Annotated in this window: 33 protein-coding genes and 1 pseudogene; 18 read left to right on the forward strand and 16 right to left on the reverse strand. The window is 64.4% G+C overall.

Going from position 1 to position 26,579, the window contains the following annotated elements; all coding sequences use genetic code 11:
* Window positions 1-41: 41 nt before the first annotated feature.
* Both NCR35_RS00120 and argC read left to right on the forward strand, forming a co-directional pair.
* Window positions 42-620 (forward strand): flavodoxin family protein, encoded by a 579-nt coding sequence (locus tag NCR35_RS00120; protein WP_250532542.1) that lies wholly within the window; start codon window positions 42-44, stop codon window positions 618-620.
* 207 nt (window positions 621-827) lie between these two features.
* Window positions 828-1,781: an N-acetyl-gamma-glutamyl-phosphate reductase gene (gene argC, locus NCR35_RS00125; protein WP_250532543.1), complete on the forward strand. Its 954-nt coding sequence runs from the start codon at window positions 828-830 to the stop codon at window positions 1,779-1,781.
* 187 nt (window positions 1,782-1,968) lie between these two features.
* On the opposite strand, the gene NCR35_RS00130 is transcribed toward argC, so the two are convergent.
* The 4 genes from NCR35_RS00130 to NCR35_RS00145 all read right to left on the reverse strand — a co-directional run bounded on the left by NCR35_RS00130 (window position 1,969) and on the right by NCR35_RS00145 (window position 4,831).
* Entirely contained in the window at window positions 1,969-2,334 is a 366-nt protein-coding gene (locus NCR35_RS00130) for a response regulator (RefSeq protein WP_244847419.1), read from the reverse strand.
* 7 nt (window positions 2,335-2,341) lie between these two features.
* Window positions 2,342-2,776: a hypothetical protein gene (locus tag NCR35_RS00135; RefSeq protein WP_250532544.1), complete on the reverse strand. Its 435-nt coding sequence runs from the start codon at window positions 2,774-2,776 to the stop codon at window positions 2,342-2,344.
* A gap of 476 nt (window positions 2,777-3,252) precedes the next feature.
* Entirely contained in the window at window positions 3,253-3,834 is a 582-nt protein-coding gene (locus tag NCR35_RS00140) for a LysE family translocator (RefSeq protein WP_250532986.1), read from the reverse strand.
* Between the two features lie 112 nt (window positions 3,835-3,946).
* Complete coding sequence (locus NCR35_RS00145) at window positions 3,947-4,831, reverse strand: NAD(P)-dependent oxidoreductase (RefSeq protein ID WP_250532545.1); 885 nt, start codon at window positions 4,829-4,831, stop codon at window positions 3,947-3,949.
* 110 nt (window positions 4,832-4,941) lie between these two features.
* Here NCR35_RS00145 and NCR35_RS00150 point away from each other — a divergent pair, with 110 nt between their 5' ends.
* Window positions 4,942-5,700 carry a Mut7-C RNAse domain-containing protein gene (locus NCR35_RS00150; protein ID WP_250532546.1) on the forward strand — a complete coding sequence of 253 codons (759 nt, stop codon included), beginning with the start codon at window positions 4,942-4,944 and terminating at the stop codon, window positions 5,698-5,700.
* Between the two features lie 74 nt (window positions 5,701-5,774).
* Window positions 5,775-6,044 carry a hypothetical protein gene (locus NCR35_RS00155; protein ID WP_250532547.1) on the forward strand — a complete coding sequence of 90 codons (270 nt, stop codon included), beginning with the start codon at window positions 5,775-5,777 and terminating at the stop codon, window positions 6,042-6,044.
* 7 nt (window positions 6,045-6,051) lie between these two features.
* On the opposite strand, the gene NCR35_RS00160 is transcribed toward NCR35_RS00155, so the two are convergent.
* From NCR35_RS00160 to NCR35_RS00180, 5 genes are all read right to left on the reverse strand, one after another.
* Window positions 6,052-6,363, reverse strand: a complete 312-nt coding sequence (locus NCR35_RS00160; protein ID WP_206467172.1) for a cupin domain-containing protein — start codon at window positions 6,361-6,363, stop codon at window positions 6,052-6,054.
* Between the two features lie 10 nt (window positions 6,364-6,373).
* Window positions 6,374-7,669, reverse strand: a complete 1,296-nt coding sequence (locus NCR35_RS00165; protein ID WP_250532548.1) for an MFS transporter — start codon at window positions 7,667-7,669, stop codon at window positions 6,374-6,376.
* Between the two features lie 167 nt (window positions 7,670-7,836).
* Window positions 7,837-8,151, reverse strand: a complete 315-nt coding sequence (locus NCR35_RS00170) for a high-potential iron-sulfur protein (RefSeq protein ID WP_175938319.1) — start codon at window positions 8,149-8,151, stop codon at window positions 7,837-7,839.
* 120 nt (window positions 8,152-8,271) lie between these two features.
* The gene (locus NCR35_RS00175) at window positions 8,272-9,372 is read right to left on the reverse strand and encodes an NAD(P)/FAD-dependent oxidoreductase (protein ID WP_250532549.1); all 1,101 of its coding nucleotides are present in this window, start codon (window positions 9,370-9,372) and stop codon (window positions 8,272-8,274) included.
* Window positions 9,373-9,537: 165 nt separating this feature from the next.
* Window positions 9,538-10,515, reverse strand: a complete 978-nt coding sequence (locus NCR35_RS00180; RefSeq protein WP_250532550.1) for an AAA family ATPase — start codon at window positions 10,513-10,515, stop codon at window positions 9,538-9,540.
* A gap of 351 nt (window positions 10,516-10,866) precedes the next feature.
* Between NCR35_RS00180 and NCR35_RS00185 the strand changes: the two genes are divergently transcribed.
* Window positions 10,867-11,397, forward strand: a complete 531-nt coding sequence (locus NCR35_RS00185; RefSeq protein ID WP_250532551.1) for a hypothetical protein — start codon at window positions 10,867-10,869, stop codon at window positions 11,395-11,397.
* A 31-nt stretch (window positions 11,398-11,428) separates the two neighbouring features.
* Window positions 11,429-12,238: an endonuclease/exonuclease/phosphatase family protein gene (locus tag NCR35_RS00190; RefSeq protein ID WP_244847429.1), complete on the forward strand. Its 810-nt coding sequence runs from the start codon at window positions 11,429-11,431 to the stop codon at window positions 12,236-12,238.
* A gap of 9 nt (window positions 12,239-12,247) precedes the next feature.
* On the opposite strand, the gene NCR35_RS00195 is transcribed toward NCR35_RS00190, so the two are convergent.
* Window positions 12,248-12,640 (reverse strand): response regulator, encoded by a 393-nt coding sequence (locus NCR35_RS00195; RefSeq protein WP_244847430.1) that lies wholly within the window; start codon window positions 12,638-12,640, stop codon window positions 12,248-12,250.
* A 132-nt stretch (window positions 12,641-12,772) separates the two neighbouring features.
* Here NCR35_RS00195 and NCR35_RS00200 point away from each other — a divergent pair, with 132 nt between their 5' ends.
* Window positions 12,773-13,372 (forward strand): alpha-ketoglutarate-dependent dioxygenase AlkB family protein, encoded by a 600-nt coding sequence (locus NCR35_RS00200; RefSeq protein WP_175938331.1) that lies wholly within the window; start codon window positions 12,773-12,775, stop codon window positions 13,370-13,372.
* A gap of 9 nt (window positions 13,373-13,381) precedes the next feature.
* On the opposite strand, the gene NCR35_RS00205 is transcribed toward NCR35_RS00200, so the two are convergent.
* The 3 genes from NCR35_RS00205 to arsC all read right to left on the reverse strand — a co-directional run bounded on the left by NCR35_RS00205 (window position 13,382) and on the right by arsC (window position 14,755).
* The gene (locus NCR35_RS00205) at window positions 13,382-13,780 is read right to left on the reverse strand and encodes a RidA family protein (RefSeq protein WP_244847431.1); all 399 of its coding nucleotides are present in this window, start codon (window positions 13,778-13,780) and stop codon (window positions 13,382-13,384) included.
* A 127-nt stretch (window positions 13,781-13,907) separates the two neighbouring features.
* Window positions 13,908-14,216 carry a hypothetical protein gene (locus tag NCR35_RS00210; protein WP_250532552.1) on the reverse strand — a complete coding sequence of 103 codons (309 nt, stop codon included), beginning with the start codon at window positions 14,214-14,216 and terminating at the stop codon, window positions 13,908-13,910.
* Between the two features lie 116 nt (window positions 14,217-14,332).
* Window positions 14,333-14,755 (reverse strand): arsenate reductase (glutaredoxin), encoded by a 423-nt coding sequence (gene arsC, locus NCR35_RS00215; protein ID WP_250532553.1) that lies wholly within the window; start codon window positions 14,753-14,755, stop codon window positions 14,333-14,335.
* A gap of 269 nt (window positions 14,756-15,024) precedes the next feature.
* Between arsC and NCR35_RS00220 the strand changes: the two genes are divergently transcribed.
* The 3 genes from NCR35_RS00220 (at window position 15,025) to NCR35_RS00230 (ending at window position 16,582) form a co-directional block, all read left to right on the forward strand.
* Window positions 15,025-15,306 carry a hypothetical protein gene (locus NCR35_RS00220; protein ID WP_250532554.1) on the forward strand — a complete coding sequence of 94 codons (282 nt, stop codon included), beginning with the start codon at window positions 15,025-15,027 and terminating at the stop codon, window positions 15,304-15,306.
* 90 nt (window positions 15,307-15,396) lie between these two features.
* Window positions 15,397-15,663 carry a cupin domain-containing protein gene (locus NCR35_RS00225; protein WP_250532555.1) on the forward strand — a complete coding sequence of 89 codons (267 nt, stop codon included), beginning with the start codon at window positions 15,397-15,399 and terminating at the stop codon, window positions 15,661-15,663.
* Window positions 15,664-15,754: 91 nt separating this feature from the next.
* The gene (locus NCR35_RS00230; RefSeq protein WP_250532556.1) at window positions 15,755-16,582 is read left to right on the forward strand and encodes a DUF72 domain-containing protein; all 828 of its coding nucleotides are present in this window, start codon (window positions 15,755-15,757) and stop codon (window positions 16,580-16,582) included.
* Between the two features lie 33 nt (window positions 16,583-16,615).
* Here NCR35_RS00230 and NCR35_RS00235 read toward each other — a convergent pair.
* Together NCR35_RS00235 and garL are read right to left on the reverse strand one after the other, a co-directional pair.
* A pseudogene (locus NCR35_RS00235) lies at window positions 16,616-17,524 on the reverse strand (2-hydroxy-3-oxopropionate reductase); the annotation flags it as partial.
* A 40-nt stretch (window positions 17,525-17,564) separates the two neighbouring features.
* Complete coding sequence (gene garL, locus NCR35_RS00240) at window positions 17,565-18,350, reverse strand: 2-dehydro-3-deoxyglucarate aldolase (RefSeq protein ID WP_250532558.1); 786 nt, start codon at window positions 18,348-18,350, stop codon at window positions 17,565-17,567.
* Between the two features lie 610 nt (window positions 18,351-18,960).
* Between garL and NCR35_RS00245 the strand changes: the two genes are divergently transcribed.
* The 3 genes from NCR35_RS00245 to NCR35_RS00255 are packed head-to-tail and all read left to right on the forward strand — an operon-like array spanning window position 18,961 to window position 22,240.
* A complete protein-coding gene (locus NCR35_RS00245) occupies window positions 18,961-19,173 on the forward strand; it encodes a DUF2933 domain-containing protein (RefSeq protein WP_350029175.1) in 213 nt (70 codons plus the stop codon).
* Window positions 19,166-19,822 (forward strand): methyltransferase family protein, encoded by a 657-nt coding sequence (locus NCR35_RS00250; protein WP_250532987.1) that lies wholly within the window; start codon window positions 19,166-19,168, stop codon window positions 19,820-19,822. Before NCR35_RS00245 ends, NCR35_RS00250 begins: the two co-directional genes overlap by 8 nt.
* Before the next feature lie 18 nt (window positions 19,823-19,840).
* A complete protein-coding gene (locus NCR35_RS00255) occupies window positions 19,841-22,240 on the forward strand; it encodes a heavy metal translocating P-type ATPase (protein WP_350029171.1) in 2,400 nt (799 codons plus the stop codon).
* Window positions 22,241-22,320: 80 nt separating this feature from the next.
* Here the strand turns inward: NCR35_RS00255 and NCR35_RS00260 are convergent, their stop codons facing one another.
* Window positions 22,321-22,527 carry a heavy-metal-associated domain-containing protein gene (locus NCR35_RS00260; protein ID WP_250532560.1) on the reverse strand — a complete coding sequence of 69 codons (207 nt, stop codon included), beginning with the start codon at window positions 22,525-22,527 and terminating at the stop codon, window positions 22,321-22,323.
* A 137-nt stretch (window positions 22,528-22,664) separates the two neighbouring features.
* On the opposite strand from NCR35_RS00260, the gene NCR35_RS00265 reads away from it, so the two are divergent.
* The 5 genes from NCR35_RS00265 (at window position 22,665) to NCR35_RS00285 (ending at window position 26,579) form a co-directional block, all read left to right on the forward strand.
* Window positions 22,665-23,060, forward strand: coding sequence for a hypothetical protein (locus NCR35_RS00265; RefSeq protein ID WP_250532561.1), 396 nt, complete (start codon window positions 22,665-22,667; stop codon window positions 23,058-23,060).
* Between the two features lie 88 nt (window positions 23,061-23,148).
* The gene (locus NCR35_RS00270; protein ID WP_250532562.1) at window positions 23,149-23,442 is read left to right on the forward strand and encodes a hypothetical protein; all 294 of its coding nucleotides are present in this window, start codon (window positions 23,149-23,151) and stop codon (window positions 23,440-23,442) included.
* A complete protein-coding gene (locus tag NCR35_RS00275; RefSeq protein ID WP_250532563.1) occupies window positions 23,439-24,875 on the forward strand; it encodes a TolC family protein in 1,437 nt (478 codons plus the stop codon). Before NCR35_RS00270 ends, NCR35_RS00275 begins: the two co-directional genes overlap by 4 nt.
* A gap of 2 nt (window positions 24,876-24,877) precedes the next feature.
* A complete protein-coding gene (locus NCR35_RS00280; RefSeq protein WP_250532564.1) occupies window positions 24,878-26,173 on the forward strand; it encodes a copper oxidase in 1,296 nt (431 codons plus the stop codon).
* Between the two features lie 58 nt (window positions 26,174-26,231).
* Window positions 26,232-26,579 carry a copper-binding protein gene (locus NCR35_RS00285; RefSeq protein ID WP_250532565.1) on the forward strand — a complete coding sequence of 116 codons (348 nt, stop codon included), beginning with the start codon at window positions 26,232-26,234 and terminating at the stop codon, window positions 26,577-26,579.

Here is a 26,579-nt window from a genome sequence, read left to right on the forward strand (position 1 = left end):
GCGTCGCTGGCGCGCGCCGCCACGCGCGGCAAGAGGGAATCATGCCGAACATCGTCATCGTCTATCACAGCGGCTACGGTCACACGAAGAAGGTCGCGGAAGCCGTGCTCACCGGCGCAACCGACGCCGGCGCGAACGGCAGGCTGATGCCCGTCGGCGAGATGGACGACGCCGCCTGGGCCGAGCTCGAAGCCGCCGACGCCATCGTGTTCGGCGCACCGACCTACATGGGCGGACCGTCCGCCGACTTCAAGAAATTCGCCGACGCCAGTTCCAAACCGTGGTTCGAGCAGAAGTGGAAAGACAAGATCGCGGCGGGCTTTACCAACTCCGCGCACATGAACGGCGACAAGTTCCTGACCATTTCCTACTTCGTCACGCTGGCGATGCAGCACGGCATGATCTGGGTCGGCGCGGGCATCATGCCGTCGAACACTAAAGCGGCCACGCGCAACGACCTGAACTTCGTCGGCGGCTTCACGGGCCTGCTCACGCAAGCGCCTGCGGATGCGTCGCCGGAAGAAGCGCCGCCGCCCGGCGACATCGAGACGGCGAAGACGTTCGGCGCGCGCATCGCCGCCGTCGCCGCGCGGTGGGCGGACCGTCCGGGCGCATCGTAAGCGGCTCCGGTCACGCCTTGACGCGTGAGCAGCAGCCGCGCGGTTTCGGCGGGTAGTCTCGCGAATCGACGGCGCGTACGCTTCGCTGCCGCGCTCTCGCACCTTCGAATTCCGCGCAGCAATCGACATCAACCCGTCCCGAAATCGACTTAAAATGGCGGTTTTGCGGCGGCGCACGCGCGGCGGCCACGAACCAGCGAGATCGAGATGACCACGAAAGTATTTGTCGACGGACAGGAAGGCACCACCGGCCTGAAGATTTTCGAATATCTGTCGCAGCGCCGTGACATCGAAGTGCTGCGCATCGACGAGGCGAAGCGCAAGGATGTCGAGGAGCGCCGCCGTCTGATCAACGCGTCGGACGTGACGTTCCTGTGCCTGCCGGATGTCGCCTCCCGCGAGTCGGTGTCGCTCGTGGAGCCGGGCAACGACCGGACCTGCGTGATCGACGCGAGCACCGCGTTTCGCACGCACGACGACTGGGCGTACGGCCTGCCCGAGCTTTCCCGCGCGCAGCGTGAACGGCTGCGCACGGCCAAACGCATCGCGGTGCCGGGCTGCCACGCATCGGCGTTCGTGCTGTCCATGCAGCCGCTCGTCGCGGGCGGGCTCGTGCCGGCCGATTTTCACGCGCACGCCTATTCGATCACCGGCTACAGCGGCGGCGGCAAAAAGATGATCGCGGAATACGAAGCGGGCGGCGACGCGCGCCTCAATAGCCCGCGCGCCTACGCGCTCGGCTTGACGCACAAGCATCTGCCGGAAATGTCGGTGCGCACCGGCTTGTCGCGCGCGCCGATTTTCACGCCGATCGTCGGACCGTTCCTGAAGGGTCTCGCGGTCACGACCTACTTCTCCCCCGATCAGCTTGCGCGCGCCGCCAAGCCGCAGGACGTGCGCGACATGCTCGCCGAATACTATGCGGGTGAGCCGTTCGTGCGCGTGATGCCGTTCGACGCCGAGAGCAATCTGGACAACGGCTTCTTCGACGCCCAAGCCTGCAACGACACGAATCGCGTCGACGTCTTCGTGTTCGGCAACGACGAGCGGTTTGTCACCGTGACGCGGCTGGACAATCTGGGCAAGGGCGCGTCGGGTGCGGCGATTCAGTGCATGAATCTTGCCATCGGCGCGGACGAAGCGACTGGGCTGGCGCGCTGATCGCGCTGATTCGCGCACGTGTCGAGGACGAGCCGGCCTGCGGGCCGGCTTTTTCATGCGCCGCAACACGAAACCGACGGACGAAAAAAAGCCCGCCTAGGTTGGCGGGCTGAATCCATATCAGTGGAGACATGGAGGAGACGGGAACCACTATAGCAAGAAATTTGGTGCGATGCAACAAGAGCGATCAGGGCTGTGTCATCGACAGGATGAATTGCAGCTGATCCGCCGAAACAGGTTTGACGAGGTGGATGTCGAAGCCCGCCTCCAACGTCATATCGCGATGCTGCGGCTGGCCCCACCCCGTTAGCGCGACGAGCAGCATGGCGGCCCCGTTCGGCGATTCGCGCAGCGCCCGCGCGGCGGCGAGCCCGTCGACGAGCGGCATGCCGAGATCGAGAATGACCACTTCCGGCGCGAACTGCGCCGCCACTTCCACGGCCTGCGCGCCGTCGGCGGCGAGCGCCACTTCGTGACCCATGCCGTTGAGCAGATTGGCGAGGCCGGCGAGCGCGTCGTCGTCGTCATCGGCTATCAGGATGCGCTTGGTCATGATGGCCTCACCGGTTCGCGTGGATTTCGAGGTTCAGCTTGTTGGAACCGGCCTGTGCCGCCGTGATTTCGGTGCGCGCGCCGCGTGCGCCGATATAGAAATGCTGACGCGCGGGCGAGTTTTGATCGTGCGTCGCGTCCGGCAGACACGAGGCGATGTCAGCGGCGACGCCTTGCAGCGCGTCGGCGCTGGAGCCGCCGCGCGGCGTCCAGGTGCAGCGATAGTTCGTCTGCGAGGCGGCGCACTGGGCGTCGTCGCCGTAAGGCAGCGCGAGCGGCCGGCCGTCGCTGGCCGTGAGCGAGGAGAAAGTCGGCGATGCCGCGACGATGCGCTTGAGCGCATCGCAGGGGCTGGGCGTATCGTCGGCGCGGGCGGCGGGCGCGGTCGTCAGCACACCGCAATAAAGTGCGGCGAGCGCGACGCCTGAAATCTTCGCTTGCATCCGTGTCTCCTGTCGGCGGCAGTCAGGGCTTTAGCCCTTAGTGCGGCCCCATGCATCGCGGTCGGCTGCACTTAGGGCTTTAGCCCTTCGTGCGCCCCATGCATCGCGGTCGGCCGCACTTAGGGCTTCAGCCATTCGTGCGGCGCCATGCATCGCGGTCGGCCGCTGTCCGCTTCGCAACTGCATCCAGAACCGACGCTTCACTGCACGCCTTCTTCGTCTCGGCATTCACGCCGCGCAGTCTGCCGCCGCTACGGCGCAAGCCTGCATCGGAGTCCCGCCCAAACGGCCTCACCAGGCCACGAGCCCGCGCACCGTTTGCCGCAAACGTAAGACCGATGTCCGAGCCACTATCCATCGCCCGCCTGCTCTCGTCTGTTCGGAACCGAATCAAACTTCGACACAAGTCGAGCAAACCGTGCGCCCGTTCGCTCGACGCTTGGAGCGCTAGCGCACATAACTTCGGCGGTGAAAATTCAATGCCGAAGAAGCGCCATCATCGCGCCGAAGCCCACGAAGAGTCCGCCGGTCAGCCGGTTGAACGCCTGCGCGACCGCCGCGCTTTTCAGCTTGTCGCCGATGCGCGAGCCGAACCCCGCGTAGACCGCAGACCAACCGACTTGGATGACCGCCAGCGTCGCGGCGAGCAATGCGAATTGCGGCAGCATGGGCCGCGACGCATCGATGGATTGCGGCAGAAGCGCTGCCGCGAAGAAGATCGACTTTGGATTGCTGCCCGCAATCAGAAAGCCGTTGCGAAAGAGCGCGGATGGCGGCACCGACCACGCACGCGTACCGTAGCCCTCGTCGCGCACTTCGACCGCGCTCGCCTTCGCGCGCCAGCTCTTCACGCCGAGCCAAACGAGATACGCCGCGCCGGTCAGGCGCAGCGCGTCGAAGAGACGCGGCCACGCTTGCAGAAAAACGCCGAGCCCCGCCGCCGATATCGACAACATCAGAACGAGCGCGCTGAGACTGCCGGCCATCGTCGCGACGGAGCGGCGCAGCCCGAAGCGCGCGCCGTGCGTCATCACGAGCAGCATGCTGGGCCCCGGAATCGCGGATACGACGAACGCCGTGGCGACGAATAACCATCAGACATGCAGACTCATTGCGGATCATTGGAAAACAGCGGGGCGTCGATTATGCCGCGTCTTCCCCGCCCCGAAGTCACTGCCCCGCGCGCCGCGCCGCCACTTGACCCAGCACCGCGAAGTCCTTCTCGCCGTCGCCGTGAGCGAGAGCATCGACCAGGTTATCGCGCACCACGCTCGCCACGGGCAACGGCACGTTCACGGCTTCGCCGGCTGCAATCGCGAGGCGCACGTCCTTCAGCCCGAGACGCGCCTTGAAGAGCGCAGGTTCATAGCGGCGCTCCGCGATCATCTTCCCGTAGCCCTGATACACCGGCCCCGGAAACAGCGAGTTCGTGATGACATCGAGAAAGGTCTGCGCCTCGATGCCGTGACCCGTGACGAGCGCCGCCGCTTCGCCGACGGTCTCGATAGCCGAGCCCAGCATGAAATTCGCCGCGAGCTTCAGCACGTTCGCGTGCTCGGGCTGCTGGCCGACGCGCCACGTCTTCTGGCCCATTGCGTCCAGCACCGGCTGCACGCGTTCGATGTCCGCATCCGCGCCCGCCGCGAGAATGTTGAGCTTGCCCGCCGCGGCGACATCCGGCCGGCCGAGCACCGGCGCCGCCACATAGCCGACGCCGTGCTGCGCGTGCAACTGCGCGAGCTCGACGGCGAGCGCAGTCGAGATCGTCGCCATGTTCACGTGCACGAGGCGCTTCGAAGCATCCTTCGAAGCATGCTTGAGCAAGCCGCCTTCGACGAGAACCGAGCGCAGCGCGTTGTCGTCGGCGAGCATGGAGAAGACGGCATCGCCGGAAAACGCCTGCTCCGGCGTATCGACCACGGACGCGCCCTGGTCCGCCAATGCCCGCGTTTTCTCGCGCGAGCGGTTCCATACGCGCACCGAGTGGCCCGCTTTCAGCGCGTTGCTCGCCATCGCGCCGCCCATTTCGCCCAATCCGATGAATCCGATATCCATTGCCTGTGCTCCTTTCATGAGTTCCCGTCGCGCCCCCGGCGCGCGGCCGTGCGCCAGTAGAGCACATCGCCCGGCAGCACGCAGCGGCGCGCAATGCCATACTTGCTCGCATGGTCAACGCGCGCTTTCATTTTCACGATGAACTGAACGACTTCCTCGCCCGGCCGCAGCGAGGGCGAACGTTCGAGTGCGCGTGCCCGCCGACATCGTCGACCAAGCACATGATCGAAGCGCTCGGCGTGCCGCACACCGAAGTCGGCTTGATCGTGCGTAACGGCATGCCCGCCGGCTTCGACGCGCAGATTCAGCCCGGCGACTTCATCGAGGTGTATCCGGCGGGCCACGCGCCGCCGAGCCGAGCGGATGGCGGCTCGCTGCTGCGCCCGCCTTTGCAGCCGGCGAATCTGCGCTTCATCGCGGACGCGCATCTCGGCGGGCTCGCGCAACTGCTGCGGCTCGCGGGCTTCGACACGCGCTACGACAACAACTTCCCCGACGATGAAATCGAGCGCCTCGCGCACGAAGAATCGCGCGTCGTGCTTACCCGCGACCGCGAGTTGCTGAAGCGCCGCACCGTGCTGCACGGCTGCTACGTGCGCGCGCTGCAACCGGACGAACAATGGCGCGAGATCGCGGACCGGCTGAATCTCGCCGCCCATGTGCGCGCGTTCCGCCTGTGCCTGATGTGCAACGCGCCGCTGCGTGCCGCCGCGCCCGACGAGATCGACGGCCGCGTGCCCGACGGCGTGCGCGAACGCCACACGCGCTTCGTCACCTGCGACGTCTGCCGGCGCGTCTTCTGGGAAGGCTCGCACTGGCGGCGCATGCGCGCGCGCATCGACGCGATGGCGGAAACCGGTCCGGCTTAAAGCGGGCACGGGCGAGCGCGGCAGCCGGGCCAGTACAATACGGCTCCATCGACACTGCGGCCCCGGAGCATCACGTGAACAAATTTCAGCTGGAACAGAACAAGGCGTTCAAGCTCGCCAACGATCTCAAGCAAGGCGGGCGCGCACGCGTCGGCGCGGCCGACGCGCCGAAAGCCGACCGACGCGAGCAGCGCAAGCTCGATCAAGCGAAAGGGCTCGTCCCCTTCGCGTGCAAGCTCGACGAAAAGCTCGTGAAGCAACTGAAGGAACGCGCCGAAACGAAGGAAGGCGGCATGACCGAAGCGCTCGCCGAACTGCTGGTCGCGGCGGGCCTTTCGCGCTGAGCGTCGCTCAGACGCTGCCTTCTTTCTCGATCACCAGAATGCGCGCCGCGCCGACCGGCTCGGCGTAATGCTCGTCGCCGGCCTGGGCGTGGAAGATATCGCCCGCCTTCAGCGTCAGCGTGCGCTCGCCCTCTGCGTCGCGCACGTGCATCCGCACCACGCCGTCCATCACGGCGAACACTTCCTCGCCGTCGTTCACGTGCCACTTGTACGGCGCATCCGTCCAGTGCAGACGGCACGACGTGCCGTTCATCACGCAGATATCGAGCGCGCCCCACGCGCGCTCGGCGGTGAACTTGCCGCTTTCGATCACTTTCATGCGATGCCGCCTAGCGAGTGGGTTCGGGCGCTTCGTCGACGTCGACGTCCGCGTGGCGCGTCGCGGGGATCGCCGCCACCGCAATCAGCGAGAGCACGACGCCGGCCATCACATAGAACGTCGGCGCGAGTTGCGAGCCGGTGACGCGAATGAGCCACGTCACGATGAATTGGCCGAAGCCGCCGAAGATCATCACCGCGATGTTGTACGCGAGCGAGAGTCCCGTCGAGCGCAGGTGCGCGGGAAACAGCTCGGAGAGCAGCGCGCCGAACGGCCCGTAGTAGCCCGACAGCACGATCGAGAGCGCAGCCTGCACGATCACGAGACGCATCACGCTCGGCTCCGCCGCGAGCCACGCGAAGAGCGGATAGATGATGACGAGCGTGATCGCGAGCGACCACAGCGTGAGCGCCTTGCGTCCGATGCGGTCGGACCACGCGCCCGCCACCGGAGAAAGCACCGTCAGCAGCAGATTGCCGACGATCAGCGCCGTGAACGACTGGCCGTACGGCAGCTTGAGTTGCTTGACGGCGAAGGTCGGCAGATACGCGATCAGCACATAGACCGTCACCGTCAGCGCGATCACCGCGCCGAGACCGCACAGCACTTCACGGCCATGCGTGCGGAAGACCTCGCCGAGCGTCGCGCGGCGCGCGGTCTTCTTCACGTGCATGAACGCTTCCGTGTCCGACATGTTGCGGCGGATATACAGGCCGATCGGTCCGATCACGAGCCCGATGATGAACGGCACGCGCCAGCCCCACGACTCCAGCGCCTGCGGCGACAGCCCGCGCGAGATAGCCGCGCCCACGACCGCGCCGAGCAAGAGCGCCGCCGCCTGACTCGCCATCTGGAAGCTGCCGTAGAAACCGCGCTTGGAAAACGGCGCGGCCTCGATCAGAAGCGCGGTGGAACTGCCGAACTCGCCGCCCGCCGAGAAGCCCTGCAACAGCCGCGCGACGACGATCAGAATGGGCGCGCCGATGCCGATGGCCGAGTAAGGCGGCGCAATCGCGAGCAGCAGAATGCCGAGCGTCATCAGCGCGATCACGAGCGTGAGCGCCGGTTTGCGCCCGGCGCGGTCGGCGTACAGCCCGAGCACGATGCCGCCCACAGGCCGCATCACGAAGGCCACGCCGAAGCTGGCCGTGGTGAGAAGAATGGACGAGTAGTCGTTGTCGCTCGGGAAGAAGAGCCGCGCGATCACCACCGTCATGAAGCCGAATACGACGAAGTCGTACCATTCCAGCGCGTTGCCGATCACCGCCGCGCTCACCGCGCGCGCATTCAATGGTCTGTCTGCCATGCAAGTCCCTGTAGATTGATCGATCGGCGCCGGGCGTGCGCGGCCGGGATATTTTTTTCCTTGGCGAGTGTAAAGACCGCACGTGGCCTTATCAAGCGACACGCAACGAAGAAAAGCGCGCCGGGCTTCGCAGCCGGGCGCGCTTTGTCGTGGTCGTCGGTTCTAGCTCAGGCCTTCTTTGCGTAGGCGCTGCACCAGCCCTTCGCGGCGACTTGCTTGCCGCCGAACATCGGGCACGGCGCGAACGGATCGGACGCCTTGCCCTGATAGAACTGGCAGTTGCCGCAATCCTGGCCCGCCGCGTACTTCGGGAACTTGGCCTTGTCGACCTTGCTCGCGTCCAGCTTGTAGCCGAGCGCCTGCGCGGTCGGATCGCTTTCCTCGACCTTCGGCGCATCGGCGAAAGCGACGCGTGAGCCGAGCGCGAGCGTCGACGCAACGCCTACGCTCGTCATCAAAAATGTGCGACGGGATGTCTTCATGGTGACTCGCTCCATGTTGTATTGGGGGAAAGCGCCGTTCTGACGACGGCGATGCCCGAGCATAACAACACACAAGCGTTTCGATGAGGACAAATGTCGGAGATAAGCGCGGGCGAACGCTCAGCGCAACATGTCGGCGACCCGTTCGCCGATGGCGAGCGACGCCGTCAGCCCCGGCGATTCCATGCCGAACAGGTTCACGAGTCCCGGCACGCCATGCGCCGATTTGCCCTGGATCATGAAATCCGCCGCCGCCTGGCCGGGACCGGAGAGCTTCGGCCGAATGCCGGCGTACGCCGGTTGCAGCGCGCCGTCCGGCAAGCCGGGCCAATACGCGCGAATGGCCGCGTAGAAGGAATCGGCGCGGCGCGGATCGACATCGTAGTTGATCGACGGCACCCATTCCACGTCGGGGCCGAACTTCGCCTGCCCGCCCATATCGATCGTCAGATGCACGCCGAGTCCCGCCTCGTTCGGCATCGGATAGATGAGGCGCTCGAACGGCGCGCGTCCGCTTACGCTGAAGTAATTGCCCTTCGCGAAGTAGAGCGGCGGCACGTGACGGTCGTCGAGGCCGCGCATGCGCCGGGCGATGTCGTTCGCGTGCAGCCCCGCGCTGTTGATCAGATACGACGCCCGGAAACGCGCCGGCGCTTCCCCGCCCGTTTCCACGATGAAGCAGCCTTCGCGCGCCTCGATGCTCGTAACCGGCGTATGAAACACCACGCCTGCGCCGCGATTCTCGGCGTCGCCTTGCAGCGCGAGCATGTACTGATGGCTATCGACAATGCCCGTGCGCGGCGAATACACCGCTTCGACGCATTGCAGTTGCGGCTCCATCTCCCGCGCCGCTGCGCCGCTGATCCGCACGAGCCCTTCCACGCGATTTTCGACTCCCTTTTGCTCGATCGCGGCGAGCTGCGGAATCTGATTGCGCGCCGTCGCGACGAGCAGCTTGCCGCATTGCCGGTGCGGCACGCCGTGCGCCTCGCAGAACGCGTACAGCATTTCGCGCCCGCGCACGCACAGTTCCGCCTTGAGCGAACCGCGCGGATAGTAGATGCCCGCGTGTATCACCTCGCTGTTGCGCGAACTCGTGCCGATGCCGATGGCTTCGCCCGCTTCCAGCACCATCACTTCTCGCCCGCGCAACGCGAGCGCCCGCGCGATGGCGAGCCCGACGACGCCCGCCCCGATTACCACGCATTCGATCCGATCCATGTCCTTTCCCGCGCCTTCCCGATGCGACCTATTCTACGTGCGGGATTATTGCGCGTCGCACAATAACGCACGCAGCGAGCATCGTTTTCCGGTGCAAATCGGAAAAAGGCAAGGATATGACCGCCAGGCGCTGCAAATAGCGGGTTTTCGGGGAACCGCAGCCGGCTAGAAGCCCATGAATTTGCGGCGCGACTGCCGGTCCAGTTCGATGTCGCGCGCCTCGACATGGTGCCTGCCGTCGATGCGCGCGTTGCCGAACGCGTTCAACATCGCCCGCCGCATGCCGCGCGGCGACGCCTGCGTGAGCGCATCGAGCGGCGCGTCGCCGAGCGTCTCGGGAAAGCGGCTGCCCCACGCGTGCGCCTCGCGAATCTCCGCGTAGATGGCCTGCGCGATGCGGCGCGCGCCCTCGCGGTCCGGCGCCGGGATTTCGTACACGTTCATGCGGTTGAGAAGCGGCTCGGGAATCGCGCGCGCGTCGTTGGCCGTGGCGATCCACACGACATTGCCCGCGTTGATGGGCACCTCGGCGAATTCGTCGATGAAGCTCTGCGCTGTGTCGCGTTCCAGCAAAGCGTAGAGCGCGCCGAGCGGATCGTATTGCGCGTCGCCGGTGGCCTTGTCGATTTCATCGACGGTCATCACGGGGTTCGCGTAACTGCCGTTCACGAGCGCGTCGAACACCTTGCCGGGCTTGGCATTGCGCCATTGCGACGACGCGCCCGACAGAATCCAGCCCGCCGTGAGCGAGCTCATCGCGACGTAGTGGCAGGACGTGCCGAGCAGCCGCGCAAGCTGCTTCGCGAAGTGCGTCTTGCCGATGCCCGGTTCGCCGAGCAGAAGCATCGGCATGAGTTCGAGGCGGTCTTCGGTTTCGAGGCACAGCGCGATCTGCTTGCGGATATCGTCGAGCGGTTCCTCGAAATTCGGCAGCGATGCCGCGAGATCGTCGATGGAAGGCATGCGGTTGGGCTTCACGCAGAAGCGCAGATTGCCCACCTTCAGCATCTTTTCGTAAGTCGCGCGCAAGGCTTCGCTCGCGCCTTCGGAGAGATCGTTCAGCGCGGCCTCGACATCGTCGAGACTGTAGACCTTGCTGAACGACGCCACTGCCAGTTCTTGTTTGACCACGGCCGTCGTCATGTCGCACCCCGTCTTTTTTCGCTTCGACGAGTCCAGTGTATCGACGAAAGAATCGCGCGCAAGCGAGCAGTCGCGGGCGTCTGCTGCCAATTTTGAGAAAGCGGGGCGCGCACGGCGCACGCGAGTATCATCGTCGCGATGCCGCGGCGGGCGGGTTCGGAACGTGCTCACCAAGCCGCGAGGTTGGAATCGACGGGACGCGGCCTCACATGAACCGCTCATGCGCTGAACCGCGCCCCGTCCGTCTTGTCAGAACGAAGTCGCCGGGCAACACGCGTTCGGCGGCCGCCGCGCCCTGTGAGTTGCGCGCGTCGGCCGCCATCCGATCAGCCCGCGCCGGAGAAGCTTTCAATGACTAAAACGAATCGCATCGCCTTTGCGCGTTTCATCCGATCCGCGCTCGTCGCCTGCGCGTGTCTCGCCGCGAGCCACGGCGTTTTTGCGCAAAGCACGCCGCAACCGGTCGACTGGGAGTTGCAAGTGGTGCGCGACGGCCAGCAGATCGACTCTTTCTCTGCCACCACGAACGTCGGCCAGGCGAAAACCGATACGCATCACAACATCGTGCAAAACCGCGTCGGCTGCGCGGACAAGCCGGCCGGCGACATCGACCTGCTACGCACGCTCACCGTTTCGCCGACGCACGCGAGCACCGACGACATCACGCTCGCCATCGAAGCGCAGGAGACGCTGGAAAGCGACGCCTCGCAGACGTCGGCCTCGGGCTGCAAGGTGCCGCCGACGCCGCGTCAGGTGGCCGCGTCGCATCCCGGACTCGTGTTGAAACCGGGGGAATGGGCGCAGTGGCAGATCATCGACAGCAATCCGTCGCTCCTTTACCGGGTGCGCGGGAGCCTGGCTTCGTCCGCGTCGGCGCAGTAAGCCGGCGCACCACGCACACAAGAACGAACGCATGCGAAATCCAGAACATCTTCCGCCAGCACCGTCCGCGAATGCGGTCACGCCGGATTTCACGGCGGTGAGCTGGAATCTGCATAAGGGCCGCTCGCCGCTCGGCCTGCGCGCTTGGAACGCCATGCAGCGGTGGGTGCAGACCACCAACGCGGACGTCTATTTTCTTCAGGAAGCCATGGCGCGGCGGCTGCCGCAGCCGGTGCTCGCAAGCGGCTTCGGCAAGCCGCTTTCCGCTCCGCTCGACGATGTCTGGCATTGCCAGGCCACCGAAATCGCCACTGCGCTGGAGCTGCAAATCGCGCTCGGGCCGAACGTCTTCAAGCCGTCTTGGCGGCACGGCAACGCGATTCTTTCGCCGCATCCGCTGGATCTGTCCGGACGCTGGGATATCTCGGCGCATCGGTTCGAAAAGCGCGGGCTGCTCGTCGCGCGCGCGACGTTCGGGGGACACTCGATCACGCTCTTGTGCGCGCACCTCGCGCTCACGCGCGCCGCGCGGTTGCGTCAGATGAACTGGATCGCGCACTGGATCGCGAAGGAAGCGCCAGAAGGCCCGCTCGTGCTGGCGGGCGACTTCAACGACTGGCGCAACGATTCGGTGCCACTCTTCGGCGAACTCGGCATGAACGAAGTGGCCACGATGCTCGGTGAATCCGGCCGCACATTCCCGGCCTTCTCGCCGGCGCTCGCGCTCGACAAGATGTTCGTGCGCGGTCTGAAGCCGGTGCAGTGGATCGTGCCGACGCAGGATACCGCGTGGCTCTCCGATCACTTGCCGTACATGGCGAAGCTGCGGATCGCGGATTAAAACGGCCGCTCAAGGGCGCGTGATCAGCGCCTCGAGATCGTTGATGGAAACCGGCTTGGTCAGATGATGATCGAAGCCGGCATCGAGCGCGGTCTGCCGGTCTTCCTCGCTGCCGTAGCCGGTGAGCGCGAGCAGCAGCGCGCCGCGGGTCGCATCGCGTTTGCGCATCTCGCGCGCCACCTCGAACCCGTTCATGCCCGGCAAGCCGATGTCCAGCACCACCACGTCCGGCCGGAAGTCGTCGATGGAGTCGAGCGCGCACACGCCGTCGGACTCGGTGCGCACTTCGTGGCCGAGCGCCTCCAGCAGCATCGACAGGGCGAAGGCCGCATCGGCGCTGTCATCGACGAGGAGGATACGGCGGCCCAGCGCGCCGTGATTCGTTTCGGCGTTGAGAGTCATGCGCAGTCTTCGCATTTTATCGAGATAGTCGGCCGACTGTAGCACATGCGGCACAGTCGGACAGGGTGAGAGCGCAATGCCGCCGCGCGACGGCTCTGCTATCGTGATTCTTTCGGCTGCATCCGCACTGCCATGTTCGATCTCTTCGACGACATTCCCAAGCCCGATATCGCGTGGCATCCGGACTGGATCGACGCGGACGCCGGCTCCGACCTGATGGCTGCGCTAATCGACGAAGTGCGCTGGCAGCAGGACACCATGAACACGCCGGGCGGCCGCGTGCCGCTGCCGCGCCTCACTGCGTGGCAAGGCGAGCCCGACGCGGTCTACGTCTATTCGGGCATCCGCAACGTGCCGCAGCCGTGGACGCCCGCCGTCGCGCAGTTACGCGACGCCGCGCAAGCCACGTGCGGCGCGCGCTTCAACAGCGTGCTCATCAACCGTTACCGCGGCGGGCAGGACAGCATGGGCTGGCACGCCGACAAGGAGCGCGAGCTCGGCCCGGAGCCGGTGATCGCATCGGTGAGCCTTGGCGCGACGCGCACGTTCGAATTCCGTCACGCGCGCACGCACGCCACGCACGCGCTTTCGCTGACGCACGGCAGCCTGCTCGTGATGCGCGGACGCACGCAGCAGGAATGGGTGCATCGCGTGCCGAAAGAGCCGGGCGCGCGCGGCGAGCGCATCAATCTCACGTTCCGCTGGGTGGACGCGTCGAAGGCGCGCAAGTGAACCGTCGAATCAAGGCCGCCGCGCGATGAAGTCGATCTCCACGAGCGCATCGCGCGCGAGCCCCGTCACGCCGATGCAGGTGCGCGCCGGCAACGGCTTCGGCTGAAAATACGAGCGGTAGACGGCGTTCATCGCGTCGTAGTCGCGCTTGAATTCCGTCAGGAAGATGCGCGCGCTCACCACGTGATCGAGCGTCAGGCCGAGGCCGGTCAACACGAGAATCAGGTTGTTCATCACGCGCCGCGTTTGTGCCGCGACGCCTTCGGGCAGCGGCGCGCTGTCGTCGTCGGGATCGGTCGGCATCTGGCCGGTGAGAAACACCCAGCCGTCGGCTTCGGCCGCGTGAGAGAACGGGCCGACGGGCGTGGGCGCGCCGTCAATCATCGAGAACTTGGGTGGCTGGCTCATGGCGTGGTATCGAGTGCAGGGGAAGCTACGGTAACGCGTCAAAAACGGCGCGGCTTGCATGACGAGTCGGCAAAACAAAAACGCGGCGAACTCTCAAGCCCGCCGCGTCGTCCCGTAGCGTCTTTCATTACCAGCCGTGGCGATCGTGCCAGCGCTCTTCGCGACGCTCGCGCCGCCATTCATGCTCGCGCCATTCGCGCCGCTCACGCCATTGGCGCTCGCGCCAGCGGTCGCCGCCATCGCCATAACCGTAGCCGTAGGCGACGGGCACCGCCGGCTGCACGTACACCGGTTGGGCCGGCGCATAGTAAGGCACCCCGTAGGCCGGAACGCCGATTCCCACTGCGACATCGACATGCGCGGACGCCGATGCCGACGCGGCCAGCGCCGCCATGCCCGCCAGCCCGATAACCGTACCAAGAAGTTTCTTTTTCATTTCGCTTTCCTCCCTGCACCGAGTGCCGTGTGAGTCAGATGCAGTCTAGAGAGCGACGCCTGACACAGGTGCAACAGCGATGCCAGAAAGGTAACGCGACGTAACGGCTTGGAGCGCTAGCGCACGCGCTTGCCGGTCTCGTCGATGATCACTTCGCCGTCTTCCTTCGCGAAGGGTCCCTTCTGCGGCGACGGCAGCAGATCGATCACGAGTTCCGACGGCCGGCACAGCCGCGCGCCGAGTGGCGTATCGACGAACGGCCGGTTGATCAGGATCGGATGCGCGAGCATCGCGTCGATGAGTTGATCGTCGCTGAGCAATGGATCGTCGAGCCCGAGTTCCGCGTATGGCGTGCCCTTTTCCCGCAGCGCGTCGCGCACGCTGAGGCCCGAACGCGCGATCAACGCGACGAGCGTCTCGCGGCTCGGCGGCGCCGTCAGATATTCGACGACATTCGGCTCGATCCCCGCATTGCGAATCAGCGCAAGCGTGTTGCGCGAGGTGCCGCACTGCGGGTTGTGATAGATGGTGACGGTCATGGCGCGCTCCGTGTGACTGTGGATGCTCGCATTCTAGGGCCGCGCGGCGCGGCACGTACACGGTGCATGTCGTTCTTGTCGGCGTCGCGTCATGTCGCCGACAGGATCGCGAGCGTATAAGCAAATTGGCTGTTCATTGGACAAACGCGGCCTATAACTTGAATTGCGCGCGGCGCACAGGTTGCTGAACGCGATCCAGCGAAATGACACCGTGCCGCGAGTCAGATGCGCGGCCTGCGCGCCAGCGCGTCACTATCTAGGAGCACAACATGAAATCACGTCTCGTCATGGCGGCCGTCGCCGCCTCGTTGCTTTCTACCGCGGGCGTCGCCTCGGCGCAGCAGAGCTACTATCGGACGGCACAGGTGCCGGGCCAGGCCACGCCCGACACGTGGACGCAGTCCGCCGACACCCAGAGCCAGACCGGCGACATGTCCTACGGCGGCGTTCCTTCCACGCGCAGCGATACAGGCTCCGCCGCCATGCGGCGCGACCCGATCTCGAAGCCGTGCGTGCGCGGCCCGCAGTGCGACATCTTCTTCGGCAACTGATAAACGCTTGCCTTAACATCGGTGCATGGAGGGCGCGTCTTCTCGTCCACGCGACCCGCCCTTCCCACTCTCCCAGCCGAGACCGCCCTCATGCACCGCGACGCGTTCCTCGCCCAGCTTTCCGCCGAAGGCTTTCACGAAGTCGTCACGGTCACCCGCGAACCGGACGTCTCGCTCGGCGTACACGCACATCCGTTCGAAGCGAAGGCGCTTATCGTCGATGGCGAAATCACCTTGCGCGTCGGCGACGAGGCGCGGCTGTATCGCGCGGGCGATGTCTTTCATCTGCCGGCCAACGTCGAGCATTCCGAACAATACGGGCCGCGAGGCGTGAGCTATCTCGTCGGGCGCAAATAGCGTCAAGCCGCGCGGCGCACGCTCGTGCCGGTTCGCCGAGGGTTCGCTACACTCGTGTCATCCAGCGATCTTGCATGAGACCGGAGGCCCGATGGCGGCGAAGAAGAAGACGGAGAACGCGGCACGCATTCGTGTCGGTATCGGCGGATGGGATTTCGAGCCGTGGCGCGGCACCTTTTATCCCGAAGGTCTCACGCACAAGCGCGAGCTCGAATACGCGAGCCGCGCGCTGACGAGCATCGAGATCAACGGCACGTTCTACCGTTTGCAGAAGCCGGACACGTTCGCCAAGTGGCGCGATGAAACACCCGACGACTTCGTGTTCTCGCTGAAGGCGCCGCGCTATGCCACGAATCGCCGCGTGCTGGCCGAAGCGGGCGATTCCATCGAACGCTTCTTCGCGAGCGGCGTGCTCGAATTGCAGGACAAGCTCGGCGCGATCAACTGGCAGTTCGCGCCGACGAAGCACTTCGATCCCGAAGACTTCGAGCGCTTTCTGAAGCTGCTGCCCGCCACCGTCGAGGGCCGCGCGATTCGTCATGCCGTGGAAGTGCGGCACGAGAGTTTCGCCGATGCCGCGTTCGTCGCGCTGCTCAGGAAGTACGGGATCGCGGTCGTCGTGGCGGGAGATTCGGCGTATCCGCAAATCGCGGATATCACGGCGCCGTTCGTCTATGCCCGCATCATGGGCACGACCGAGAAGCAAAAGCTCGGCTACTCGAAGGCCGCGCTCGACCGCTGGGCCGCCCGCGCGACGGAATGGGCGGCGGGCGGTGCGCCGGAAGACTTGCAGACGGTCGGGAAGGCGCCGACGAAGGCGTCGGCGCGCGATGTTTATCTCTACGTCATCAGCGGGCATAAGGCCGCTAATCCTGCGGCCGCGATGGCGCTGATCGAGCGGTTGAAGCAGGCGGCGTAGCGGACGACGTAGCGGTCGCGAACCGCAGCGCCCTTACTTCGCTCCCTGCCCGATCTCATGGTTCGCCAGAAGCTCGAGCGCCCGCACCATCCCCGAGTGGTCCCACGCCTTGCCGCCGTGCGCCGCGCACGCGTTGAAGAGCGCCTGGCACGTCGCCGTGTTCGGCAGCGAGACGCCGAGCGATTGCGCCGTCGAGAGCGCCAGATTCAAATCCTTCTGATGCAGTTCGATGCGGAAGCCCGGATTGAACGTGCGTTTGGTCATGCGCTCGCCGTGGACTTCGAGAATCCGCGACGACGCGAAGCCGCCCATCAACGCGGTGCGGACCTTCTCGGCATCGACGCCTGCTTTCGACGCGAGCAGGAGCGCCTCGCCGACCGCCTCGATGGTCGCCGCGACGATCACCTGATTCGCGACCTTGCAGACCTGTCCCGCGCCGACGTCGCCGATCAGCGAGACGTTCTTGCCCATCATGTCGAAGAGCGGCTTGACCTTGTCGAACGTGGCTTGCGCGCCGCCGACCATGATCGTGAGCGATGCCGCTTTCGCGCCGACTTCGCCGCCGGACACGGGCGCATCCAGATAATCCGCGCCGCGCTCGCGGACCTTCGCGGCGAACTCGCGCGTCGCGATCGGCGAAATCGAGCTCATGTCCACGACGATCTGACCGGCGTGCAGCGAATCCGCGACGCCGTTCTCGCCGAAGAGCACGCGCTCGACATCGGGCGTGTCCGGCACCATCAGGAACACGATGTCAGCATTCTGCGCGACTTCCGCCGGGCTGTTGCACGCGGTGGCGCCCGCTTGCGTCAACTCGGCCGGCACGCCGCTGCGCGTGAACGCGGCCAGCTCCACGCCGTTCTTGACGAGATTCGCCGCCATGGGATGCCCCATGATGCCGAGACCGATGAAGCCTGCTTTCGTCGTCATGAATCTGCTCCTTGTATTCGGGTTCGAGTCGGGCGAGCGTGCCGCTCGCGCCTCATTGTGCGATGAAGTGTTTTTTCACGGCCTGCGCCGCGTTTCTGAGCATGCCGAGATCGGCGCACACTGCGACGAGCGTACAGCCCATCGACAGATAACGCTCGGCGTCCTGCTGCACGGGAGCGAGAATGCCGCTCGCCTTGCCGGCCGCGTGCGCGCGCTCGAAGACGTGCGCGATGGCCGCCTGCACGTCCGGATGATTCGCGTTGCCGAGCTGACCGTATGCGGCGGCGAGATCCGATGGACCGACGAAGAGCGCATCGACGCCGTCTACGGCCGCGATTTCGTCGATGGCATCGACGGCTGCGCGGCTCTCGATCTGCACGGCGACGCTGATATTGTCGTTCGCCACCTTGAAGTAATCCGCGACGGTGCCGTAACGATTCCCGCGATGCCCGACCGACACGCCTCGAATGCCTTCCGGCGGATAGCGCGTCGCAGCGACCGCGCGGCTCGCGTCGGCGGCGCTGTCGACGAACGGAATCAGGAAGTTGACGAAGCCGGCGTCGAGCAGCCGCTTGATGCCGACGGGCTCGTTCGCGGGCGGCCGCACGACCGGCGCGCTCACGCTGTCCTTGAGCGACATCAATTGCGGGATGAGCGTGAGCGTGTCGTTGGGCGCATGCTCGGCATCGAGAAGCATCCAGTCGAAGCCGACGACGCCGAGCAGTTCAGTGACGATCGGACTTGCCAGCGACGCCCAGCAGCCGATGAGCTTCTCGCGGGCACGTAGAGACGCCCTGAAGGCGTTGGGCAACGGTTGGTACGCGGTCGACGACGGCATGGTGCCTCCTTGGGGTGGCTGCGCGCTGACTGGTTGTATGACGTCCTATGTAGACTACCGTGAATTAGCGGTAACGCGACACGCTCGTTAACCCGGAAAGGGCCAGCTACCGCGCCGATGTCGCTGTGCCATGCGTTGTAGGACGTCTGACGTAATCGCTCCGCGTCGAATTCGGCTCTCATCTGCTCAACTGCCGTTCTAAGTAAACCAAAAGGATCGCATATGTATACGTGGTAGTAGTTAACAAGCCTCGCACGAATCAGTGGATAACCGACTTCTTGCGTTTGGCGTCAGGCACTTGCGAAGTAAACAACTTCGGTACGGCCGTGCGGTTTGCGGCGCGAGGAGAGGACAACTTTCACCGTCTTCAGCGAAGCGCCGACTTATGCAGAAACGGCGAACAGGTTTCCCGGCGCAGTGATCACAGGGTTGTCCACAGAGGCGCGGTCGTGCCGCCGCCCGTTCCCGCGTTCCGTTGACCTGCGTCAGTTGTTTGAAGGTTGCGGGCAATTATCGTGAGGACACTGTCGGGCATCGGCTAGGGAGAGATTCGATGAACGAGTTCAGCCACGACACGCGGCCCTTCTTCAAATCGCGTGCTTCGATCGCAATGCTGGTGTTCACGGCAATCGCGGGATTTCTGCTGTTCTCGGAGCATCGTGCCCACTTGCTCGGCGTGTTGCCTTACCTGTTGCTGCTTTCCTGTCCGCTGATGCATCTCTTCATGCATCGCGGTCACGGGCATGGACATGCACATGGACGTGCACATGACGATTCATCGAGCAAGCAACGGCGGCCGGAAGCAGGAGGCAACCATGACTAACATGGGTCCGGGCTACGGCCTGTGGAGTTTGGTGGTCATCAACTCCCTGGTGTTCATCATCTTCGCGTTCAGCTTCGTGAAACCAGCGACAAAGCGCGATTGGCGGACGTTCGGATGCTTTTCAGCGTTCATCGGTGCGCTCTTTGCCGAGATGTATGGGTTTCCGCTCACCATCTATCTGCTTTCCGGGTGGCTGCAAACGCGCTATCCGCAGACGAACCTGTTCTCACACGATTCGGGCCATATCTGGTGGATGATCACCGGGCGGCACGGCGACCCGCATTTCGGCATGCCGCACATCTTGAGCATCGCCCTCCTGTTCGCCGGGTACTACCTTTTGGCCAGCGCCTGGCATGTGCTGTACGACGCCCAGCGAAACGGCAGACTGGCGACCACGGGCCCCTACGCGAAGATTCGCCATCCGCAGTACGTCGGCCTCGTGGTCATCATGTCCGGTTTTTTGCTGCAATGGCCGACGCTCGTCACCCTGCTCATGTTCCCCGTGCTGGTGTTTATGTACGTGCGACTCGCGATACAGGAAGAGCGGGACTCCGAGGCGCGATTCGGCGACGCGTGGCGCGCATACGCGGCACGTACGCCGCGCTTCGTTCCGCGACTCTCACAAGACGATACGATTCACGTCCATTGATGCCGGCGGCCTGCTTCCATGGTTCAGTCACATACGCACGCACGCGACGGTGCCATTCATGAGCACGACGGCGCTGTCGCGGGGCGAACGACCGACCCGGTTTGCGGCATGGAGGTCGAACGCGACTCGGCGTATCGCCAGACCTGCCGGGGACACACGTACTATTTCTGTAGCGACGACTGCAGACGGAAGTTCCAGTCAGCCCCCGACGCATACCTGCGACCCAAGACCGGAACGAACCCGAAGGCGCCAGCGCCTGTACCTGTTACTGGCGTCGTCTATACCTGCCCGATGCATCCGCAGATACGGGCCGCCGCGCCGGGCGCATGCCCTCTTTGCGGCATGGCGCTGGAGCCACTGACTCCGGCCGTCACTGAGGAGCGAAACGTCGAGTTTGAGTCGATGTCCCGCCGCTTCTGGGTAGGGCTCGTCCTGTCCGTTCCGCTGCTGCTGATGACGATGGGCAAGATGATCTTGCCATTCGACCTCGATGCGATACTGAACGGATTGTTCTCCGGATGGCCTCACTGGATGAAAGCGTCGTGGTCCCAGTGCGTCCAAGGCGTGTTGGCGACGCCGGTCGTGCTGTGGTGCGGCTGGCCGTTTCTGACGCGCGGCTGGAAGTCGTTCAAGACCCGGCAGTTGAACATGTTTAGCCTCATCGGGCTGGGCGTGGCTGCGGCCTACTTGTTCAGCGTCTTCGCACTGTTCTTTCCGGATCAGCTACCACGCGCTCTCAGGCAAGGCGACGAACTCCCGCTGTACTTCGAGGCAGCGGCAGTCATCGTTACGTTGGTACTTCTTGGTCAGGTTCTCGAACTTCGCGCGCGGTCGCGCACGTCGACTGCGATCCGCGATCTGCTCAACCTTGCACCGCATACGGCACTTCGCATTCGACAAGACGGTAGCGAAGAGACCATCGCTCTCGAAGCGGTCGCCGTGGGCGATTTGCTGCGCGTGAAGCCCGGCTCGAAGATCCCAGTCGATGGCATGGTCGTCGATGGACGTTCCAGTGTCGATGAGTCGATGATTACCGGTGAGTCGATTCCGGCAGAAAAGATCGCGGGAAGCAAGGTTACCGGTGCGACAGTCAATCAGACGGGGACCTTTTTGATGCGCGCGGAGAAAATCGGCGCTGATACGCTGCTCGCGCGAATAGTGCAGATGGTCGCCGAGGCGGGGCGTTCGCGCGCCCCCATACAGAAGCTGGCCGACCAGGTCTCGGGATGGTTCGTGCTGGCGGTCATCGGCATCTCGGCCGGCGCTTTCCTCGTCTGGGCCGTCGCAGGGCCGGCTCCGGCGCTCGCTAACGCGCTGGTCGTTGCCATTAGCGTTCTCATCATTGCGTGCCCTTGCGCACTCGGCCTCGCGACGCCTGTATCGATTATCGTGGGCGTCGGTCGCGGCGCGCAGGAAGGCGTACTCATCAAAGATGCGGAAGCCCTGGAACTGATGGAAAAGGTCGACACCGTCGTTGTCGACAAGACCGGAACGCTGACGGAGGGCAAGCCGCGCGTTCAACGGGTAGTCGCCCTCGACTCGGCTCAGGAACGGGCGGTGATCGGCTACGCGGCAAGTCTGGAGAGCGCCAGCGAGCATCCCCTTGCGCAGGCCATCACATCCTATGCGAAGGAGTCCGGTGCGAAGACATCACAGGTCGAGGCATTCGACTCCATTCCCGGGAAGGGCGTCACCGGACGAATCGGCGGACACACCGTGTCATTGGGTAACGCTCGACTGATGGCGGATCTGGGCGTCGATTGCGCATCGGCCGGAAAAGAGACGGACAGATTGCGCGAGGCCGGCCAGACGGTGATGTATGTCGTGGTAGACGGCGAGCTCGCTGGCTATATCGGCGTTGCGGACCCGGTCAAGGGCACGACGCCAGAGGCCGTGCGCCAGCTGAAAGCGTCCGGCGTGAGAATTGTCATGCTGACCGGCGACAATCGGGTTACTGCAACGGCTGTTGCCGAGTCCCTGGACCTCGACGATGTCAAGGCGGGCGTCCTGCCCGAGGACAAGTACCGGCACGTGCAGGAACTGCAGCAGCAGGGACGCATCGTGGCGATGGCCGGCGACGGCGTCAACGACGCACCCGCGCTCGCTCAGGCAAACGTCGGCATTGCAATGGGAACGGGCACCGACGTAGCGATGAACAGCGCCCGGGTCGTGCTCGTGAAGGGTGACCTGCGCGGTATCGCGCGCGCCCGCTCGCTCAGCGTCGCAACGATGAGGAACATCAGGCAGAACCTGTTCTTCGCGTTCGCGTACAACGCCATCGGCATACCGCTTGCCGCCGGTATCCTTTATCCGTGGCTGGGGATCTTGTTAAGCCCGATCATCGCAAGCGCCGCGATGGCACTGAGTTCAGTTTCCGTCGTCGGCAATGCGCTGCGGCTGCGCAAGGCACGAACATGACCGCACGGCCGCAGCGGCAGGCTACCGTTCCAGCGAATGACCCGGATCAGAGAGCGATAAGCATCCGCCCGGGCGCTTGCTTACGCGGACGGCGCGATGGCGACCGGATGAAAGCGAGCCTGTTCGATGGCAGAGGCAATCTCACCCTGCTTGAACGACGACTCGACCGTGACCGTTTTCTCTGCGATGTCGATTCGCACTTTCGCATCCGGGTCGAGCTTCGCGACGGCGTTTTTTATTGCGTTCGCACATCCTCCGCACGACATATCCGCCACCTTGAATTCCATTTCAGCCTCCGCTCGTCTGTGATGCTTCGTAGCATGCACCTTCCCATCGTGGTAATGTCAAGACGAGCGCGCGAGTCACATCATCGCGCCCTGGCGCGTTCTTCAGAACTCGCCACCCCGTGCTAGACTTTGCGACTATGTCTTACTGGCGCAAATTCATTATCGTCGTGTTGCTGGCACTGAGCCTTCCGGTTCAGTCGTTCGCGGCCGTCTCGATGGTTTGCGCACCGTCTGAGGTGGCCGATGACGAAGCATCGTCGCATCAACACCTCCATCAGTCCGAGGCAGCAGGCGACCATACGGTCATAGCCGACAATGATGAGCATGCTGGTCATCATCACAACGGCGGCCATCATGTTCATACCTGTTCGACGTGCGCTTCCTGCTGTGTCGGTGCAGCGCTACCCGTCGTACCTACGGCGACCGCTTCTGTTGATCTGACTCACTTCTCCATCCCATTGCCCAAGGATGCCGGTGTCGCGTTGTTTCTGACCGGCGGCATCGAACGGCCTCCCCGCTCCATTCTCGTCTAATCCGCGCACTCGCAGCCATTCGCTGCGACCGGCATGTTTCTCCGGCTCCTTCACGGACGCCGGATGATTTACGACGAGAAAAAAACTCATGCGAACACTCTCTGCGGCGCTCCTGAGCGCAAGCGCAGTGTTGCCGTTGCTCGCGCACGCCACAGCCGTGGTGCCCGACCCGACAGATGCGGACGCATCGGTTCCGGCAGTCACCGTGCAGTCCGCGTTCGACGGCTATAAGCCCTGGCAGGACGGCGAAGCTCCGAGCTGGCAGCAGTTGAACCGTGCTGTCGCGCCCAGCCGAGGTCAGACCGCCATGAAGCACGGTCATCGACCGGCTGCGACACAGGACAGGCCAAGCGGTCACGAACACGGGAGCGAGTCCAGATGATTCGGAAGCTCTCACCGGACCGCGTGGCGTCCCTCGCCGTTGCCACGCTGTTGCTGGCCGGCTGCACGACGTTTTCGAAGGACGGAGGATTCACCGCCGTGTCGACGACCGCGTCCGAGCGCCTTGGCAAGGATGCGGTCTACATCAGGACTGACGAGGACCGCGACGCTGCAACCAAGCGCACGCAGGAACTGCTATCGAAGCCGCTCGGAATGGACGACGCTGTCCAGGTCGCGCTGTTGAACAACCGCGGACTCCAGGCTTCATACGCGGAGCTAGGCCTTTCCGAGGCAGATCTCGTGCAGGCGGGCCGCCTGCCTAATCCGGGCTTTACGTTCAGCCGGACGCACTGGAGCGATGGCTTCGGAATCAGCCGGACGTTCTCCATGGGCATATTGGGGATTCTCACGCTGCCTGTGGCAACGCGCATCGAGAGTAGCCGCTTCGAACAGACGAAGCTCGAGACGGCCAACGCGATGCTGCTCGTAGCCGCCGACTCCCGCAAAGCCTACGTCAACGCTGTCGCTGCGGAGCAGGCAGCCCTCTATGCCGCTCAGGTCAGGGACTCGGCCGAGGCCGGCGCCGAACTCGCGTTGCGCATGCGGCAGGCGGGCAATTTCAGCAAGCTCTACTATGCACGCGAGCAGGCCTTTTACGCGGAGTCGGTCGCACAGTTGGCGAAAGCCCGGCAACGGTCGGTCGCGGCTCGCGAGAAGCTCACTCGAACGATGGGCCTGTGGGGTTCGGGGACTCAGTACCAGTTGCCGGACCGGCTGCCCGATCTGCCGAAGGAGAGGCCTCGACTCGACGAGCTCGAACGCTTTGCGATGCTGAACCGCCTCGACATTCAGGCGGCGAAGCTGAGGACGCAAAGCGTTGCCACCTCCTTGGGAGTCAGCAAGGCGACACGCTTCATCAATGCGCTCGATGTCGGCTATCTCAACAACTTCGAGACGGACAAGGGGCGCGAGCAGGGGTACGAAATCAGTGTCGAGATTCCCATCTTCGATTGGGGTAGCGCGAAGGTGGCGCGGGCCGAAGCCATCTATATGCAGTCGGCGAACCGGCTGGCTCAAACGGCAATCGACGCCCGCTCCGAGGTGCGCGAGTCGTACGCCAGTTACGTGACTAGCTACGACGTTGCGAAGCACTATCGCGACGAGGTCGTGCCTCTGCGCAAGACCATCTCGGATGAAACGCTGCTGCGCTACAACGGCATGCTCACGAGTGTGTTCGAACTGCTTGCCGATTCTCGCGACCAGGTCGCGGCCGTCAATGGATACATCGACGCGCTCAAAGACTACTGGGCCGCGGAGACCGACTTGCAGCAGTCGCTTGGCGGACGACTCCCGCCTCAGGGACCGGTGCAGGATGCGCCGCTGCCCGCTTCTCCGACGCAACCGGCGTCGCCGACGCATTCACAAGGTAAATGAACATGGTTTCACGTCGAAATTTCCTCGGCGGCTCGGGCGCTGCGCTCCTCGGCGCCGCGTTGGTCAGCAAGGCCGGCGCGGCGTCGCTTCCCGAAGCGCCGACGATGGAAGCGACCACCACGCAGCCACCGCTGGTTCCACCCAATGGCCGCCCCTATACGCCAGTCGCCACGCTGAACGGCTGGTCACTGCCGTGGCGGATGAAGAACGGATGGAAAGAATTCCATCTGACTGCCGAGCCCGTGGTCCGTGAAATGGCGCCGGGCATGAAGGCGAATCTCTGGGGATACAACGGCCAGGCGCCGGGCCCGACCATCGAAGCGGTGGAAGGCGACAAGGTCCGCATCTTCGTGACGAACAAACTGCCGGAGCACACCACCGTGCACTGGCATGGAATGCTCGTGCCATCAGGGATGGACGGCGTCGGAGGACTGACGCAACCGCACATTCCGCCGGGCAAGACCTTCGTCTACGAGTTCCAGCTCGAGAAACACGGAACATTCATGTACCACCCCCATGCGGACGAGATGGTTCAGATGGCCATGGGGATGATGGGCACGTTCATCGTGCATCCGAAGGACCGCAGCGTCATGCCGGTCGACCGCGACTTCGTGTTCCTCATGTCCGCCTACGACATCGACCCGGGCAGCTTCACGCCGCGCGTCAACGAGATGACGGACTTCAACATGTGGACGTGGAATTCGCGAGTCTTTCCCGGTATCGACGCGCTACCGGTGCGCGCCGGCGACCGCGTGCGCATCCGCTTCGGCAACCTGACCATGACCAATCACCCGATTCATCTACATGGCTACAGCTTCGAAGTCGCAGGAACCGACGGCGGATGGATTCCCCCGTCGGCGCGCTGGCCGGAAGTGACGGTTGACGTTGCGGTCGGTCAGATGCGCGCGATCGAGTTCACCGCGAACCGCCCCGGCGACTGGGCATTTCACTGCCACAAGTCGCATCACACGATGAATGCGATGGGGCATCAGGTTCCGAACATGATCGGCGTGCCGCAGAAGGACCTCGCCAAGCGCATCAACAAGCTCGTTCCCGACTACATGGCCATGGGCAGCACGGGAGGCGCGATGGGCGATATGGAAATGCCCCTTCCCGACAACACGCTGCCGATGATGACGGGCAGCGGCCCCTTCGGTCCGCTCGAAATGGGCGGGATGTTCACTGTGGTCAAGGTGCGGCAAGGCCTTGGCCGAAACGACTACCGAGACCCAGGCTGGTTCAGGCACCCGAATGGAACCGTCGCATACGAGTACACCGGCGACTTGCCGGAGGGCTGAGTCAAGAAACGCCGTGCGAGCGCACGGCTGGTCGTTCATCAATAGATAGGAGAAAGCGATGAGAAACGCGATTGCTTCCATGGTCTTCGGTTGCGCGGCAGCGCTGTCCGCGACCGCGTACGCAGCGGGCGACATGGAAGACACGAGCATGCAAAGAGGCGCCCAGCAAAGCGCCGACTCGGCAAACAGCATGTCGCATGGCGAGGTGAAAAAGGTCGATAACGCAGTCGGCAAGCTCACCATCAAACACGGCCCGCTCGAAAACCTCGGTATGGAAGGCATGACAATGGTCTTTAGGGTGAAAGACCCGGCGATGCTGTCGCAAGTCAAAGTCGGTGACAACATCGATTTCGTCGCCGAAGAAGTGAACGGAGCCCTCACCGTCACCAAGCTGCAAAAGCAGTAA

The organism is Caballeronia sp. AZ10_KS36, assembly GCF_023631105.1.
In the GTDB taxonomy this organism is placed as follows: Bacteria; Pseudomonadota; Gammaproteobacteria; order Burkholderiales; family Burkholderiaceae; genus Caballeronia.